Genomic DNA, 15,274 nt, shown 5'->3' with positions numbered 1-15,274 from the left:
TGCTATAGTTCTTTTCTCGCTGCAGCACACACAGGGTTTTCCCGAGGCGCCGCAGAGAGCAGTTAGCCAAGATTCACCGCCTTGACCAAGAGGTCCGCACCGAAGCTTGAATGACTGAGTCAGGTAACTGACACGGCGTAAAACCCGGAGCTTGACAAATCAGAAAATTCTGTGTTAAAGTTCTAGGTTCTGCTCCAGAGAACGCAACGTTAAGTTTTTAAGCGGTTTCGAAGGTTGAAACAGATTTGAAAATTTACCCTTGTTTGTGAAGTTGGATAGTTAGCCTTGCGGTTGATTGTTCGCCAGGTAGGACGGAACGAAAGTTCTGGTTAAGCGGGACGAGTTGGACGGTTTTAAAACTTTCTAACTTCTTCAAAAAAACGCTTGACACACTACCTGATCTGCTTCATAATCTCGTTTCTCTGCTGCTAACACAGCAAGGCACGAAGCGCTAAGCGCGACGAGCCAGCCGGGTTAGTCAGTAGAACGACAGACAACTGTCACTGCTCTTTAACAATTAACAGCCGATAAGTGTGGGCGCTTGGAATGAGCGAGTCGAACCCTTCGGGGATCGCCACAAGTTTGTATCAAGTGCTCACAAACGAAAGATGAAGAATTACCTTGTGTAACTCTGAATTTTTCTTTGAGACACAATCGGTCTCGTCGCAAGACGGGACAACCACAGAGATTAAACTGAAGAGTTTGATCCTGGCTCAGATTGAACGCTAGCGGGATGCTTTACACATGCAAGTCGAACGGCAGCACGAGAGAGCTTGCTCTCTTGGTGGCGAGTGGCGGACGGGTGAGTAATATATCGGAACGTGCCCAGTAGCGGGGGATAACTACTCGAAAGAGTGGCTAATACCGCATACGCCCTACGGGGGAAAGGGGGGGATTCTTCGGAACCTCTCACTATTGGAGCGGCCGATATCGGATTAGCTAGTTGGTGGGGTAAAGGCTCACCAAGGCAACGATCCGTAGCTGGTTTGAGAGGACGACCAGCCACACTGGGACTGAGACACGGCCCAGACTCCTACGGGAGGCAGCAGTGGGGAATTTTGGACAATGGGGGAAACCCTGATCCAGCCATCCCGCGTGTATGATGAAGGCCTTCGGGTTGTAAAGTACTTTTGGCAGAGAAGAAAAGGTACCTCCTAATACGAGGTACTGCTGACGGTATCTGCAGAATAAGCACCGGCTAACTACGTGCCAGCAGCCGCGGTAATACGTAGGGTGCAAGCGTTAATCGGAATTACTGGGCGTAAAGCGTGTGTAGGCGGTTCGGAAAGAAAGATGTGAAATCCCAGGGCTCAACCTTGGAACTGCATTTTTAACTGCCGAGCTAGAGTATGTCAGAGGGGGGTAGAATTCCACGTGTAGCAGTGAAATGCGTAGATATGTGGAGGAATACCGATGGCGAAGGCAGCCCCCTGGGATAATACTGACGCTCAGACACGAAAGCGTGGGGAGCAAACAGGATTAGATACCCTGGTAGTCCACGCCCTAAACGATGTCAACTAGCTGTTGGGGCCGTTAGGCCTTAGTAGCGCAGCTAACGCGTGAAGTTGACCGCCTGGGGAGTACGGTCGCAAGATTAAAACTCAAAGGAATTGACGGGGACCCGCACAAGCGGTGGATGATGTGGATTAATTCGATGCAACGCGAAAAACCTTACCTACCCTTGACATGTCTGGAATGCCGAAGAGATTTGGCAGTGCTCGCAAGAGAACCGGAACACAGGTGCTGCATGGCTGTCGTCAGCTCGTGTCGTGAGATGTTGGGTTAAGTCCCGCAACGAGCGCAACCCTTGTCATTAGTTGCTACGCAAGAGCACTCTAATGAGACTGCCGGTGACAAACCGGAGGAAGGTGGGGATGACGTCAAGTCCTCATGGCCCTTATGGGTAGGGCTTCACACGTCATACAATGGTCGGGACAGAGGGTCGCCAACCCGCGAGGGGGAGCCAATCTCAGAAACCCGATCGTAGTCCGGATCGCAGTCTGCAACTCGACTGCGTGAAGTCGGAATCGCTAGTAATCGCGGATCAGAATGTCGCGGTGAATACGTTCCCGGGTCTTGTACACACCGCCCGTCACACCATGGGAGTGGGTTTCACCAGAAGTAGGTAGCCTAACCGCAAGGAGGGCGCTTACCACGGTGGGATTCATGACTGGGGTGAAGTCGTAACAAGGTAGCCGTATCGGAAGGTGCGGCTGGATCACCTCCTTTTAGAGCGAATGGCTCGCAAAGCGAAAGCGTCCACACTTATTGGCTGTTAGTTAATGTCATGACCATTGAAGGTATCGCCCACTGGTGATAGATGGGTCAGTAGCTCAGTCGGTTAGAGCACCGTCTTGATAAGGCGGGGGTCGTTGGTTCGATTCCAACTTGACCCACCAACGATTACCTCGGGGGATTAGCTCAGCTGGGAGAGCACCTGCTTTGCAAGCAGGGGGTCGTCGGTTCGATCCCGTCATCCTCCACCACCGCTTTTGTGGTTGGTAGATACAGCAAGGTTCATGACAGAGTATAGGGCACAGGCCAACAACGGTTGACCTGGCGTTAGATTCAACGAAGAGTGTTCTTTTACAAGAATGCTGCTCGTTGGGTTATACAACCCACGAATTGCTCTTTAACAATTAGGAAGAAGCACAACGAAGGTGTGTTGTCTAATAAACGCAAAGCGATTAGTCGCCTTGTGATGACAATACACGGGTTGTGATTGCAACAGAACAAATTATGTTCAACGAAAGTTCTCAAAAATATAGACGTTGTCTGATCTTCGGATTGGATAACAGCTAAGGATTGATGAACGGCAACAACGTATACTCATATTCCTATAACAGCATCAAGCGTTATAGGATCAAGCGAATAAGTGCATATGATGGATGCCTTGGCGATCACAGGCGATGAAGGACGCGGTAGCCTGCGAAAAGCTACGGGGAGCTGGCAAACAAGCTTTGATCCGTAGATGTCCGAATGGGGAAACCCACCGTAGTAATACGGTATCCCATGCTGAATACATAGGCATGTGGAGGCGAACCGAGTGAACTGAACCATCTCAGTAACTCGAGGAAAAGAAATCAACCGAGATTCCGGAAGTAGTGGCGAGCGAAACCGGACCAGCCTGGATGTTTTAGCGTATTGAATAGTCGAATGGAATGGAAAGTCCAGCCGTAGCAGGTGATAGCCCTGTAGGCGAAATTCAGTACGTGGAACTAAGCATCGAACAAGTAGGGCGGGACACGTGAAATCCTGTCTGAATATGGGGGGACCATCCTCCAAGGCTAAATACTCGTGATCGACCGATAGTGAACCAGTACCGTGAGGGAAAGGCGAAAAGAACCCCGGAAGGGGAGTGAAATAGATCCTGAAATCATATGCATACAAACAGTAGGAGCACCTTCGTGGTGTGACTGCGTACCTTTTGTATAATGGGTCAGCGACTTACATTCAGTGGCAAGCTTAACCGAATAGGGGAGGCGTAGCGAAAGCGAGTCCGAATAGGGCGATTCAGTCGCTGGGTGTAGACCCGAAACCAGGCGATCTATCCATGGCCAGGTTGAAGGCACGGTAACACGTGCTGGAGGACCGAACCCACTAATGTTGAAAAATTAGGGGATGAGCTGTGGATCGGAGTGAAAGGCTAAACAAGCCTGGAGATAGCTGGTTCTCTCCGAAAACTATTTAGGTAGTGCCTCGTATATTACTGCCGGGGGTAGAGCACTGTTATGGCTAGGGGGTCACAGCGACTTACCAACCCATGGCAAACTCCGAATACCGGCAAGTACAGTACGGGAGACAGAGCACCGGGTGCTAACGTCCGGACTCAAGAGGGAAACAACCCAGACCGCCAGCTAAGGTCCCTAACTATGGCTAAGTGGGAAACGAAGTGGGAAGGCATAGACAGTCAGGAGGTTGGCTTAGAAGCAGCCATCCTTTAAAGAAAGCGTAATAGCTCACTGATCGAGTCGTCCTGCGCGGAAGATGTAACGGGGCTAAGCCATAGACCGAAGCTGCGGATGTGTACTTTTAGTACACATGGTAGGAGAGCGTTCCGTAAGCCTGTGAAGGTGTTCCGTGAGGAATGCTGGAGGTATCGGAAGTGAGAATGCTGACATGAGTAGCGATAAAGGGGGTGAAAAGCCCCCTCGCCGTAAGTCCAAGGTTTCCTGCGCAACGTTCATCGGCGCAGGGTGAGTCGGCCCCTAAGGCGAGGCAGAGATGCGTAGCTGATGGGAAGCGGGTTAATATTCCCGCACCGTCGTAGAGTGCGATGGGGGGACGGATTGCAGAATGTTATCGGGGTGTTGGATGTCCCCGTTGGCGCATCATAGAAGGCACTTAGGCAAATCCGGGTGCGTAATTCAAGGGTGTGACTGGATAGAGCTTCGGCTCTAAACTAACTGGAAGCAGTTCCAAGAAAAGCCTCTAAGCTTCAGCTCTACGAGACCGTACCGCAAACCGACACAGGTGGACGGGATGAATATTCCAAGGCGCTTGAGAGAACTCAGGAGAAGGAACTCGGCAAATTAATACCGTAACTTCGGGAGAAGGTATGCCTCACTAGTGTGATGTGCCTGCGCACAAAGCATGAAGAGGCCGCAGTGAATCGGTGGCTGCGACTGTTTACTAAAAACACAGCACTCTGCAAACACGAAAGTGGACGTATAGGGTGTGACGCCTGCCCGGTGCCGGAAGGTTAAGTGATGGGGTGCAAGCTCTTGATCGAAGCCCCGGTAAACGGCGGCCGTAACTATAACGGTCCTAAGGTAGCGAAATTCCTTGTCGGGTAAGTTCCGACCTGCACGAATGGCGTAACGATGGCCACACTGTCTCCTCCTGAGACTCAGCGAAGTTGACATGGTTGTGATGATGCAATCTCCCCGCGGCTAGACGGAAAGACCCCATGAACCTTTACTGTAGCTTTGCATTGGATTGTGAACCGGCCTGTGTAGGATAGGTGGGAGGCATTGAAGCGTGATCGCCAGATTGCGTGGAGCCAACCTTGAAATACCACCCTGGTCTGTTTGCGGTTCTAACCTAGGTCCCTTATCGGGATCGGGGACCGTGCATGGTGGGCAGTTTGACTGGGGCGGTCTCCTCCTAAAGTGTAACGGAGGAGTTCGAAGGTACGCTAGAGACGGTCGGAAATCGTCTTGATAGTGCAATGGCATAAGCGTGCTTGACTGTGAGACTGACAAGTCGAACAGGTACGAAAGTAGGACATAGTGATCCGGTGGTTCTGTATGGAAGGGCCATCGCTCAACGGATAAAAGGTACTCTGGGGATAACAGGCTGATACCGCCCAAGAGTTCATATCGACGGCGGTGTTTGGCACCTCGATGTCGGCTCATCTCATCCTGGGGCTGTAGCCGGTCCCAAGGGTATGGCTGTTCGCCATTTAAAGAGGTACGTGAGCTGGGTTTAAAACGTCGTGAGACAGTTTGGTCCCTATCTGCCGTGGGCGTTGGATATTTGACGGAGCCTGCTCCTAGTACGAGAGGACCGGAGTGGACGTACCACTGGTGTATCGGTTGTCATGCCAATGGCATTGCCGAGTAGCTACGTACGGAAGAGATAACCGCTGAAGGCATCTAAGCGGGAAACTCGTCTGAAGATTAGATATCCCGGAGGCTTGACCTCCCTGTAGGGTCGTCCGAGACCAGGACGTTGATAGGCTGGGTGTGGAAGTGCAGTAATGCATGTAGCTAACCAGTACTAATTGCCCGTGTGGCTTGATCCTATAACCCTTGAGGTTGTAGTGAGTTAAGTTGTTGACCACAGAACGTAATATTGAAGTGCAGCGCAACCCGCGCTCGACACCTTCGCAAACACTTGCTGATTGATCCGTACTGATCACAGCAAGGTGCTTCTTCCAATTGGCTGGGGCGTCCCTTGAAAGACGACTCGGCAACCAGTTTACGCTTGACGACCATAGCGAGGTGGTCCCACACCTTCCCATCCCGAACAGGATTGTGAAACGCCTTTGCGCCGATGATAGTGGACGGACGTCTGTGAAAGTAGGTCATCGTCAAGCTCTTATTCCTCAAAACCCCCGCAAGCTCATCGCTTGCGGGGGTTTTGTTTTATGCGAGGCCAAATCGTAGAGGCACCATCTGCTGCCTGCAGGGTGGTAGCTCGGCCACTGTGCTCTGTCTGTAGCACAGGCTCCGCTCTCCTGGACCGATCAGGGCAGGCCTACGCCGTCCCGCTACGCCCGTTCTGGGCAGATTTATCTCCCATTACTACCCGATATCCCCACTCTGCACCCAGCAGACCACATCTCAACGCTCGTTCCGGGCAGGCTTATCCTCCCTTCTGTACAGATCCTCCTCGCTCCTTCTATCTACATGGTGGTAGCTCTGCCACTGTCATACGGTTAATGCCCAAAGTATGGGTAAAATAGTTCGGTCTAGTTATTGTTAATGCTTGTTTCAGGAGAACCGAATGAATCAGCCCATTAGCCCCGAGCTTGAACCAGGCTTGTCGCTGCGCAAAATCACGCACATCTGCTATGGCTTGTTTTCTTTGGCTATGATCAGCGCAGGTATCTTTGGTGCTGCTGCTGTGGCGGCTGTGATTCTGGCCTACGTCAAACGTGGCGATGCATCGGGCACAATTTATGCCAGCCATCTGGACTGGGTCATCAAGACGTTCTGGTGGGGTTTGCTCTGGGTAGTTCTGAGCGCTCTGTTGACGACTATCTTTATTGGTTGGGTAACCGCTCTGGTAGCCTTGGTATGGATTATTCACCGTCTGATCAAGGGCTGGTTGGCCTTGGCCGGTGGTCAGGCTTTGGGTCACGACTACTAAGTAGCGTCAGGATCAGGACTGCTCTGGTAGAGGCAGGAGAGAAGTATTTAAAAAGGTGCTCTGATGAGCACCTTTTTTTATGTTTTGTTGTTTGTGTTGTTTGCTGAGGTGATTCTGCTTTGTTGGGTGGCGTGACTTTGTGTGGATGTGCCGGAAGCTTCCTGGCTATACCTCTTCTTGCTCTGGATGAACCCCTCGCATTACTGGGAATCTCTGTCCATGAAGCCTTCAGGGGGCTAGCAAGTGGATCTGCTCAATGTGCATATGGTGCAGGCACTCACGCAGCAGTAGCAGGTAAATACCCAGATTTTGATTATTGACCAGCTTATGGATATTTTCCAAAGAGCCAGCGTTGATCATCTTCAGGCTGATGGCCCCTTGGCTGGCTGCAGCGTAAAGGGTGAACAGATCGTCAATCATGTCCCGATTCAAAATGTGCTGCTCGCTGCCTTGGGCTTCATTAAGCCAGGCGCTCAGTTCTTCCGCAAATTCCCCAGCGGCAAACACCATGAACTGACGCAGGTCCAGACTGGCTGGCATGATGGCGTCTTCCACAACTTCAATGGCATGTTCCAGTTGGGCGGCGCGCGAACTGGAATCGGCAAAACAGCTAGCCAGTAGCTGTACGCCACTTAGTTCCGGGAAGTGCTCGGTATGCACCGGGACGCCTTTATGAGCCAGGTTGATTTCAGCGTGATCGGCACTGAAGTCCAGGATGGCCACTTGCGCTTGAGGATGGGCGGCTTGCAGATTTTGTAGCAGTACCGGAGTACTGGCTGGCGGTGGTGGTCTGGAGCTCTCTGACATAACTATCCTTAAGGTATTTCAATCTACCTGCTCTGGTTCTCCTGCCCGCTTGAATAGAGCCAAAGCACGATGCCTTTGTTCGTCATGATCCACGATAGGGGCCGGGTAATCGTGTCCCAGCCTGAACTCCAAGGGGAGTTGCTTGGCTTGCCAGGGTGCGTGCACCGCTTGTTTATCCAGTGATGCCAGTTCTGGCACATAACGCCGTATAAATTGCCCGTCCGGATCAAATTTACGTGATTGGGTGATGGGGTTGAAAATGCGAAAGTAAGGTTGCGCATCACACCCGGTAGAAGCAGCCCATTGCCAGCCTCCCACATTGGAAGCCATATCGTAATCAAGCAGCTTTTTAGCAAAATATTGCTCACCCCAACGCCAGTCTATCAGCAAGTCTTTCACCAGAAAGGAGGCGCTGATCATACGAAGTCGGTTATGCATATAGCCAGACTGGTTTAACTGACGCATTGCGGCATCCACAATGGGGTAGCCAGTCTGCCCATCTTTCCAGGCTTCAAACCAGTCTGTGCGGTTGGGGAAGGGGAGGTCCTTGTAGGCGGGCCTGAAGCTCTCTGTGGCGGTTTCCGGGTGATGCCATAAGAACTGTTGGTAGAACTCACGCCAAATCAGTTCACTTAGCCAGGTAGCGGCACCTTCGGAGTCGCTGGGCCAGGCCAGGGAAACTGCCTGACGGATAGAGAGCGTTCCAAACCGTAGATGTGGCGCCAGGTAAGAGACGCCTCGCTTGGCTGGAAAATCCCGGCGTTCTTGGTACGCGCGAATTCTGGGTTCAAATTGCTCCAGCAAGGTTTGCGCCCCTTGCCAGCCTGCCGGATTCAACAGTTGCTCGCGGGACTCGTTCTGGAAACCCAAGTCAGCCAGATCGGGCAGGTTTTGAGCGGGAAGCGCTGCCCACTGTCCTTGTGTGCAGTCATAGGCCTGAACATCTTCAGAACGGATGCGGCCCAGCCAGTTGCGCTTATAGGGCGTAAAGACGGTATAGGGCTGCTGCTGTTGCGTCAGGATTTCATCGCGAGCAAAGATGACTTGATCTTTAAACAGCTTCAGATTGACGCCTTGGGCCGCCAGTGCCTGGCCAAGCGTTTGGTCACGAGTCAGGGCAGCGGGCTCATAGTCCTCATTTGCATAGATGGTTTTTGCATTCAGGCTGGCGGCCAGTTCGGGGATTTTCTGAATGGGGTCGCCGTAAACCGTGATCAGCTCGCTGCCGTGCTGGCGTAGTTGTTCCTGTATTTGCAGCAGGCTGTCGTGGATAAAAGCCAGTCGTACATCCTCTGCAGGCAGGGATTGCAGGATAGTGCTGTCAAAGACAAATACACAGGCCACGGGCAGGCCACTTTTTAAGGCATGGTACAAGGCCGCATGGTCGTGCAGGCGCAGATCACGGCGTAGCCAGCACAGTACGTGTGGTGTTGTCTGGGGGGGAGTAATAGATTGAATCGGCATGAAGACGAAAAAGCAGGGGGCTTGATGCCGCCGTATAAAAAAGGGCCGCGGCTGAAAGCTCAGCGACGCGGCCCGATATTGCCAGAGGTGCCTGGGCACCCCGTGCTTATTTCAGGTGAGCGCTGACCAGCTTGGTCAGTTCAAACATGGAGACCTGATCCTTGCCGAACAAAGGGCGCAGCTTGGCGTCGGCATTGATGTTGCGACGGTTCTTGGGATCTTGCAGATCGTGTTTCTTGATGTATTCCCAGATTTTCTTCGTAACTTCAGTACGCGGCAGCGCGCCAGAGCCAATCACCGCAGCCAGTGTTGGGCTAGGAGTGAGTGGTTTCATGAAGGCTGCATTGGGTTTGCGGGTAGCAGGCTTTTTTTCAGTGCTGGCCATGAACGAAACTCCTGAGAAACGAGTTGAAGGGGCGGGTTATGCGCTAGGGCACGACTTGTCTGTCAGCATACCGTGATACTCCCTATACGTCCAAGCCCTTTGTGAGTCGGAGCTTTGCCGGTCTGTAAGCAATTTTTCCAGTGTTTACAGGCTGCTGCAACGCACTATGGATTTTGGCTCGGGATTCCTGTGCCAATCATGCGCAGCACAGGTAGCTGTAGCATAATGATGGATTCGGCCTGCTGGAAGGCAATTGTGGCGCCTGTTGCTTTACTGATGGTGAAAAGCGCGGGTCCTTTGTTTGATATTGAGTAAAGATATGAGCCCTACTGTGGATACCCTGGTCATCCGTCGTCCTGACGATTGGCATTTGCACCTGCGCGATGGCGCCGTGTTGGAATCGGTCTTGGGCCATACAGCGGCGCAATTTGATCGGGCCATCGTCATGCCTAACCTGACCCCGCCGGTAACTGCCACGGCACAGGCGCTGGCTTACCGCGAGCGTATCTTGAGCGCCTTGGCCAAAACCGAGTATGCCGGCAAGTTTGAGCCTTTGATGACTTTGTACCTGACTGACAATACGCCGCCCGAGGAAATTGTTCGTGCCAAGGAAAGCGGGGTGGTGCATGGGGTGAAGCTGTATCCTGCCGGTGCCACGACCAACTCCGACGCCGGTGTGACGGATCTGCTGAAAAACTGTTCCAAGGCTCTGGCCCAGATGCAGGAATCGGGTATGCCTTTGTTGATGCACGGTGAGGTCACTGACCCAAGCATCGACTTGTTCGACCGTGAAGCCGTATTTATCGAGCGCGTGATGATTCCTATGCGCAAGGCTTTCCCGGAGCTGAAGGTCGTGTTTGAACATTTGACCACGGCTGAGGGTGCAGCTTATGTCAGCCAGGCTGACGGCCCGGTTGCCGCGACCATCACCGCTCATCACTTGCTCTATAACCGTAATGCCTTGTTCCAAGGCGGCCTGCAACCACATTGGTACTGTTTGCCCGTGTTGAAGCGCGAGAAACACCGCCAGGCATTGCTTGCGGCTGCTACTAGCGACAGCAATCGTTTCTTCCTGGGTACGGACAGTGCACCGCACTCGCGTAGCCGCAAAGAGCAAAGCTGTGGCTGTGCGGGCTGTTATACCGCACTACACGCGATGGAGCTGTATGCCAGTGCTTTTGACAAGGCCGGGCGTCTGGATAAGCTGGAGGCATTTGCCAGCCTGAACGGTCCCGCCTTTTACGGTCTGCCCGTCAATGAAGGCACAATGACGCTGCAACGCGCCGAGTTCATGATTCCCGAATCCGTGGAAATGGCGGGCGAGCCTTTGATCCCGCTCGCAGCCGGTCAGGCCCTGGACTGGAGTGTGGTGGGCTAAGTTATAGAGAAGCTGCCCGGCTCAAATGGTATTAGTCCTATTTGAGCGGGCAGGTCTTTATAGCGGATGTCCTCACGTGATAAGTCCGTGGAAACTGTTTTTCTTGATATTGAATGGTCCGCCTTGGCGGTCCGAATGGTGGCTACCGGATTGGTTGTGGTGCTGGTGTCCTGGTCTGTCGGGGCATTCGGTCCCTTGATCGGTGGCGCCTTGGCTGGTTTGCCCATGGTCTTGGGCCCCGGTTTTTATTTTCTGGCCCAACAATTTCCGGCCGATTATGTGCAGCAGGCGGCAACTTATGCCGTGTATTCGCTTAGCGCGACTCAACTGTTTTTGCTGCTCATTATTCTATGTGCTCCTACCTTATCGCCCTGGCGTACCTTGTTGTGTGCGGTGGCAGGCTGGGCGGTCGCTGCCTTTTTGCTGTCCTTCATGCCGATACAGCCTTGGCTAGGCCTGGTCTTGTTTATTGCCGTTACCGCTTTCAGCTTGCGCGTGTCGCGTCACCTGGCAGGGATGAAGGGAACCAGCAAGGCTAAAGCGGGGTGGGGGCTGCTGATATTCAGAGGGACACTGGCTGGTCTCTTGGTGGCTGTGGTGACAACCAGCAGTTCGCGCTTGGGGTCTAGCTTGTCGGGGCTGATTATGGCCTTCCCTATTGGCTATACCGTGGTGGCCGTGACGATCCATCAAACGCTGGGCGCTGCCAGCCTGGTTGCGACCTTGCGTTCGGCCTTGTGGGGGACGGGGAGTCTGGCCGGTTTTTGTACGATGCTGGCCTTGACCTTTACCCACTTCCATTGGCTGACAGCCTTGTTGCTGGCTGCCGCCGTGTCGATTGCGATTACCTTGCTATTGGTGTTTCGCCCCTGGGCTCGGTGGGGCTAAACACTTATTCGGCGTCGAACAATTCCTGACCCTGAGTGTTACGTGGTGGCGTTAGCCCCAAGTGACGCCAGGTGTTCAGGGTGGCAATGCGGCCTCTGGGGGTGCGTTGCAAAAAGCCGTGCTGGATCAGATAGGGTTCGATGACATCTTCAATAGTGTCGCGCTCTTCACCAATGGCAGCGGCCAAGCTGTCTACCCCAACCGGGCCACCGTCAAATTTATGGATGATGGCTTCCAGCAGTTTTCTATCCATTAAATCCAGGCCCTGCGGGTCCACTTCCAGCATGGACAGGGCGGCTTGTGCGCAGTCGGTATGGATGACGCCGCCAGTTTTGACCTCGGCGTAATCGCGCACCCGGCGCAAGAGTCGGTTGGCAATACGGGGTGTGCCGCGAGAGCGGCGGGCGATCTCGTAAGTGCCTTCGTCTGTCGTGCTGACGTTAAGCAGGCGGGCGCTGCGCGCCACGATATGCGTCAAATCCTTGACGTCATAGAACTCCAGACGGGACACAATGCCAAAACGGTCCCGCAAGGGGTTGGTCAGCATGCCTGCTCGGGTTGTCGCGCCGACCAGGGTAAAGGGCTGCAAATCCAGTTTGACGCTGCGGGCGGCCGGGCCTTCACCAATCAAAATATCAATCTGGAAGTCTTCCAGGGCCGGGTACAGAATTTCTTCGACAACGGGGGAGAGACGATGGATTTCGTCAATAAACAGGACGTCGTTGGGTTCCAGATTCGTCAGCAGAGCAGCCAGATCGCCAGGGCGCTCCAGCACGGGGCCGGAGGTTTGACGTAGATTCACGCCCATTTCATGGGCAATGATGTGCGCCAGAGTGGTTTTACCCAGACCGGGCGGGCCAAACAGCAAAACGTGGTCCAAGGCCTCCTGACGTTGTCGAGCAGCAGCGATGAAAATTTCTAGTTGTTCACGCGCACGAGCTTGCCCGACATAGTCCTCCAGCATCTTGGGCCGTAAGGCGCGCTCGATGGACTCTTCGTTGGGCGACAAGGGTTTAGGCGTAATGATGCGCTGTTCAGAAGGCAGGCTGGAGAGCGAATCGGAGTGTATGGCCATGATGACTACGCTGATTGAATATACAGTATGGTACACCAAGCGCTAGCCGCCTGAGTACTGAGGCTCGTGGCAGCGTGCACAGAGTGCTTATGCAGATCGTCGCTCTTCTACAGGGAGGATCGTTTTGTGCCGATGGGTCTAGGCTGCTTCGCTTGGCATCCCGCATAATGTGGGTTGGAGTTTTCAAACGAGATTTTAGCCATGTCCCTGGAATTACCTGATTTTGCTGATGTTGTGGCTGCCGCAGAACGCTTGGCGCCCGTGGCACACCGCACCCCGGTCCTGACTTCCACTACATTGAACGAGCGCCTGAATGGCGAAGTCTACTTCAAATGCGAGAACTTTCAGCGTATTGGTGCTTTCAAGTTCCGAGGTGGTTTCAATGCACTGGCGCGTTTGACGGATGAACAGAAAAAAGCCGGTGTCGTGGCATTTTCTTCGGGTAATCATGCTCAGGCCGTGGCCTTATCAGCCAAGCTCTTGGGTATACCGGCCACCATCATCATGAATTCGGATGCGCCGGTTCTTAAGCTTGCTGCGACGCGCGGTTACGGGGCCAAAGTGATTGAGTACGATCGCCTGACCCAAGACCGTGCCCAGATTGCCCAGGACTTGGTGGAGCGCGAGGGTCTGACTTTGATCCCACCTTTTGCGCATCCTGATGTGATTTCTGGGCAGGGCACAGCGGCATTGGAACTGTTCCAGGAAGTGCCCGATTTGCAGCAATTTTATGTTCCCTTAGGTGGGGGCGGTTTGCTGTCGGGCTGCTTGCTGGCCGCCAAGGCCATGGCACCGGCTTGTGAAGTTTTTGGGGTAGAGCCGCAGGCGGGCGATGATGCGCAGCAGTCTTTGCGTAGTGGGGCGATCGTCAAAATTGCGCCACCCGCATCGATTGCAGATGGGGCTTTGACGCAAGCGCTGGCTCCCATGACATTTGAGCTGATCCGCAGCATGGTTACAGACATTTTGACTGTACCCGATGCTGAGCTGGTTCAGGCCATGCGTTTCTTTGCTGAACGGATGAAGATGGTGGTGGAGCCTACGGGCTGTTTGGGTGCCGCCGCGGTAATGCGTCAGGGTGATTTGCAAGGCCGTAAAGTTGGCGTGCTGATCAGTGGCGGGAATGTGGATGTATCTGCCTTGGGGCGTCTGCTCGCTTGATGAATTGAGTGGTTTGCAGATGCAGGCAGTAAGCCGATAGGCCAGCCAATCATCGCATCAATAAAAGCTCAGTCGCCACGCTGTCGTATGAATAGATAAAAAGCCGGGCCATTCATAATGAATGGCCCGGCTCTTTATACATTGCAGCTTCGTATCAAGCGCGTGACAGAGACTTCAAGGCCTGCTTGATCCCTTCCGATACATCAATATCATCCGGCAAGGCTTTGACAGCAATAGTGGCTTCCTTGTTGGAGTAGCCCAAGGCTTCCAAAGCGTGCAGCACATCATCACGGCTATTGGGAACGGCGCTGACTGTACCGCCGCTGCCCAGGTCTGCGCCCAGCTTGCCACGCAGTTCCAGCAGAAGACGCTCGGCAGTTTTCTTGCCTATGCCAGGAATCTTCACCAGACGGGAAGTCTCCTGGCGCGTAATAGCATCGGCCAGTTCTTCAGCGCTCATACCCGACAGCAAGGACAGGGCAGTGCGAGCACCAATACCCGTCACTTTGATCAGCGCCTTGAAGGTGCTGCGCTCGTTCAGGCTGGAAAAGCCAAACAGTACGTGGGCATCTTCACGAATGGCCAGGTGAGTGAACAGATTGACCTGTGCACCCAGTTCTGGCATTTGGTAGAGCGTGCTCATGGGAACATCGATTTCGTAACCGACACCACCTACATCCACACAGATGGTGGGTGGTTGTTTTTCGATCAAGGTACCCCGGATGCGACCTATCATGACATTCCTTCTGGAGAGTTAACCCAAGATCCGGCCAGCGCGAATGCGACGGCGCGGGCCTGTTGTTATGGCTCCGCTTTTTTGCAGGCCACCCACCACACTGGAGTGATGGGCATGGCTGATGGCGCAGGCCAGTGCATCGGCCGAGTCCGGTGCGGGTAGGCCATTTAATTGCAGCAGTCGCTGAACCATCAGTTGGATTTGTTCTTTGGCAGCATGACCGCTGCCGGTGACGGTTTTCTTGATCTGCAAAGCTGTGTATTCATGTACATCCAGCCCACCTACGGCCAGCGCGCACAAGGCGGCGCCCCGTGCTTGCCCTAGCAAAAGGGTAGAGGCAGGGTTGCTGTTCACAAAGACTTTTTCGATGGCAGAGGTATCGGGCTTGCTTTGCTCAATCACTTCAGTGATGTGAGTCAGAATCAGCTTTAACCGCTCTGCCAGAGGCAGATCAGGCGGGACCACGATGGTCCCGCTGGCCACATAGCGCAAGCTGGGCCCCTGGGCGTCGATCACTCCGAAACCAGTGCGACGCAAGCCAGGGTCTATGCCCAGGATTCGCAT

Annotated in this window: 10 protein-coding genes, 2 tRNA genes and 3 rRNA genes; 9 read left to right on the top strand and 6 right to left on the bottom strand. The window is 53.6% G+C overall.

Translation table 11 applies throughout. From position 1 onward, the window contains the following. The first annotated feature begins 690 nt into the window (after positions 1-690). From JYG33_RS09140 to JYG33_RS09115, 6 genes are all read left to right on the top strand, one after another. Positions 691-2,229, top strand: a 16S ribosomal RNA gene (locus JYG33_RS09140). 93 nt (positions 2,230-2,322) lie between these two features. Then, positions 2,323-2,399 (top strand) — tRNA-Ile (locus tag JYG33_RS09135). Positions 2,400-2,410: 11 nt separating this feature from the next. Continuing rightward, a tRNA-Ala gene (locus JYG33_RS09130) sits at positions 2,411-2,486 on the top strand. 375 nt (positions 2,487-2,861) lie between these two features. Continuing rightward, positions 2,862-5,746, top strand: a 23S ribosomal RNA gene (locus JYG33_RS09125). 181 nt (positions 5,747-5,927) lie between these two features. Next, positions 5,928-6,040 (top strand): 5S ribosomal RNA (gene rrf / locus JYG33_RS09120). Together the 16S, 23S and 5S rRNA genes with 2 tRNA genes alongside form the textbook arrangement of a ribosomal RNA operon. Positions 6,041-6,450: 410 nt before the next feature. Further along, a complete protein-coding gene (locus JYG33_RS09115; protein WP_153230868.1) occupies positions 6,451-6,816 on the top strand; it encodes a hypothetical protein in 366 nt (121 codons plus the stop codon). 228 nt (positions 6,817-7,044) lie between these two features. Here JYG33_RS09115 and JYG33_RS09110 read toward each other — a convergent pair whose 3' ends face one another. The 3 genes from JYG33_RS09110 to JYG33_RS09100 form a co-directional block, all read right to left on the bottom strand. Further along, positions 7,045-7,623, bottom strand: coding sequence for a hypothetical protein (locus JYG33_RS09110; RefSeq protein WP_207875616.1), 579 nt, complete (start codon positions 7,621-7,623; stop codon positions 7,045-7,047). 18 nt (positions 7,624-7,641) lie between these two features. Continuing rightward, on the bottom strand, positions 7,642-9,087 hold the full coding sequence (locus tag JYG33_RS09105; protein WP_243430319.1) for a deoxyribodipyrimidine photo-lyase: 1,446 nt from the start codon (positions 9,085-9,087) through the stop codon (positions 7,642-7,644). Positions 9,088-9,193: 106 nt separating this feature from the next. Then, the gene (locus JYG33_RS09100; protein ID WP_009459783.1) at positions 9,194-9,472 is read right to left on the bottom strand and encodes an SWIB/MDM2 domain-containing protein; all 279 of its coding nucleotides are present in this window, start codon (positions 9,470-9,472) and stop codon (positions 9,194-9,196) included. Positions 9,473-9,791: 319 nt separating this feature from the next. Between JYG33_RS09100 and pyrC the strand changes: the two genes are divergently transcribed. Next, positions 9,792-10,850 (top strand): dihydroorotase, encoded by a 1,059-nt coding sequence (pyrC, locus tag JYG33_RS09095; protein WP_207875614.1) that lies wholly within the window; start codon positions 9,792-9,794, stop codon positions 10,848-10,850. Positions 10,851-10,916: 66 nt separating this feature from the next. Continuing rightward, a complete protein-coding gene (locus JYG33_RS09090; protein WP_243430318.1) occupies positions 10,917-11,738 on the top strand; it encodes a hypothetical protein in 822 nt (273 codons plus the stop codon). Between the two features lie 4 nt (positions 11,739-11,742). Here JYG33_RS09090 and ruvB read toward each other — a convergent pair whose 3' ends face one another. Further along, positions 11,743-12,813, bottom strand: a complete 1,071-nt coding sequence (ruvB, locus tag JYG33_RS09085; RefSeq protein ID WP_207875613.1) for a Holliday junction branch migration DNA helicase RuvB — start codon at positions 12,811-12,813, stop codon at positions 11,743-11,745. 201 nt (positions 12,814-13,014) lie between these two features. On the opposite strand from ruvB, the gene JYG33_RS09080 reads away from it, so the two are divergent. Next, on the top strand, positions 13,015-13,974 hold the full coding sequence (locus tag JYG33_RS09080) for a threo-3-hydroxy-L-aspartate ammonia-lyase (protein ID WP_207875612.1): 960 nt from the start codon (positions 13,015-13,017) through the stop codon (positions 13,972-13,974). A gap of 154 nt (positions 13,975-14,128) precedes the next feature. Here the strand turns inward: JYG33_RS09080 and ruvA are convergent, their stop codons facing one another. Beyond that, positions 14,129-14,710 (bottom strand): Holliday junction branch migration protein RuvA, encoded by a 582-nt coding sequence (gene ruvA / locus JYG33_RS09075; protein ID WP_207875611.1) that lies wholly within the window; start codon positions 14,708-14,710, stop codon positions 14,129-14,131. Between the two features lie 18 nt (positions 14,711-14,728). Continuing rightward, positions 14,729-15,274: a crossover junction endodeoxyribonuclease RuvC gene (gene ruvC / locus JYG33_RS09070; protein WP_003803085.1), complete on the bottom strand. Its 546-nt coding sequence runs from the start codon at positions 15,272-15,274 to the stop codon at positions 14,729-14,731.

It is taken from the genome of Alcaligenes sp. SORT26 (assembly GCF_017377875.1).
Classification (GTDB): domain Bacteria; phylum Pseudomonadota; class Gammaproteobacteria; order Burkholderiales; family Burkholderiaceae_B; genus Alcaligenes; species Alcaligenes parafaecalis.
Note: the sequence above shows the minus strand (reverse complement) of the source record. Positions and strands in the feature narration are given on the sequence as shown.

What these genes read in the sequence shown, in the direction of transcription:
- ruvA (WP_207875611.1), bottom strand. Translation starts at nt 14,710, where the DNA reads ATGATAGGTCGCATCCGGGGTACCTTGATCGAAAAACAACCACCCACC.
- JYG33_RS09115 (WP_153230868.1), top strand. Translation starts at nt 6,451, where the DNA reads ATGAATCAGCCCATTAGCCCCGAGCTTGAACCAGGCTTGTCGCTGCGC.
- ruvB (WP_207875613.1), bottom strand. Translation starts at nt 12,813, where the DNA reads ATGGCCATACACTCCGATTCGCTCTCCAGCCTGCCTTCTGAACAGCGC.
- JYG33_RS09090 (WP_243430318.1), top strand. Translation starts at nt 10,917, where the DNA reads ATGTCCTCACGTGATAAGTCCGTGGAAACTGTTTTTCTTGATATTGAA.
- ruvC (WP_003803085.1), bottom strand. Translation starts at nt 15,274, where the DNA reads ATGCGAATCCTGGGCATAGACCCTGGCTTGCGTCGCACTGGTTTCGGA.
- JYG33_RS09110 (WP_207875616.1), bottom strand. Translation starts at nt 7,623, where the DNA reads ATGTCAGAGAGCTCCAGACCACCACCGCCAGCCAGTACTCCGGTACTG.
- JYG33_RS09100 (WP_009459783.1), bottom strand. Translation starts at nt 9,472, where the DNA reads ATGGCCAGCACTGAAAAAAAGCCTGCTACCCGCAAACCCAATGCAGCC.
- JYG33_RS09080 (WP_207875612.1), top strand. Translation starts at nt 13,015, where the DNA reads ATGTCCCTGGAATTACCTGATTTTGCTGATGTTGTGGCTGCCGCAGAA.
- pyrC (WP_207875614.1), top strand. Translation starts at nt 9,792, where the DNA reads ATGAGCCCTACTGTGGATACCCTGGTCATCCGTCGTCCTGACGATTGG.
- JYG33_RS09105 (WP_243430319.1), bottom strand. Translation starts at nt 9,087, where the DNA reads ATGCCGATTCAATCTATTACTCCCCCCCAGACAACACCACACGTACTG.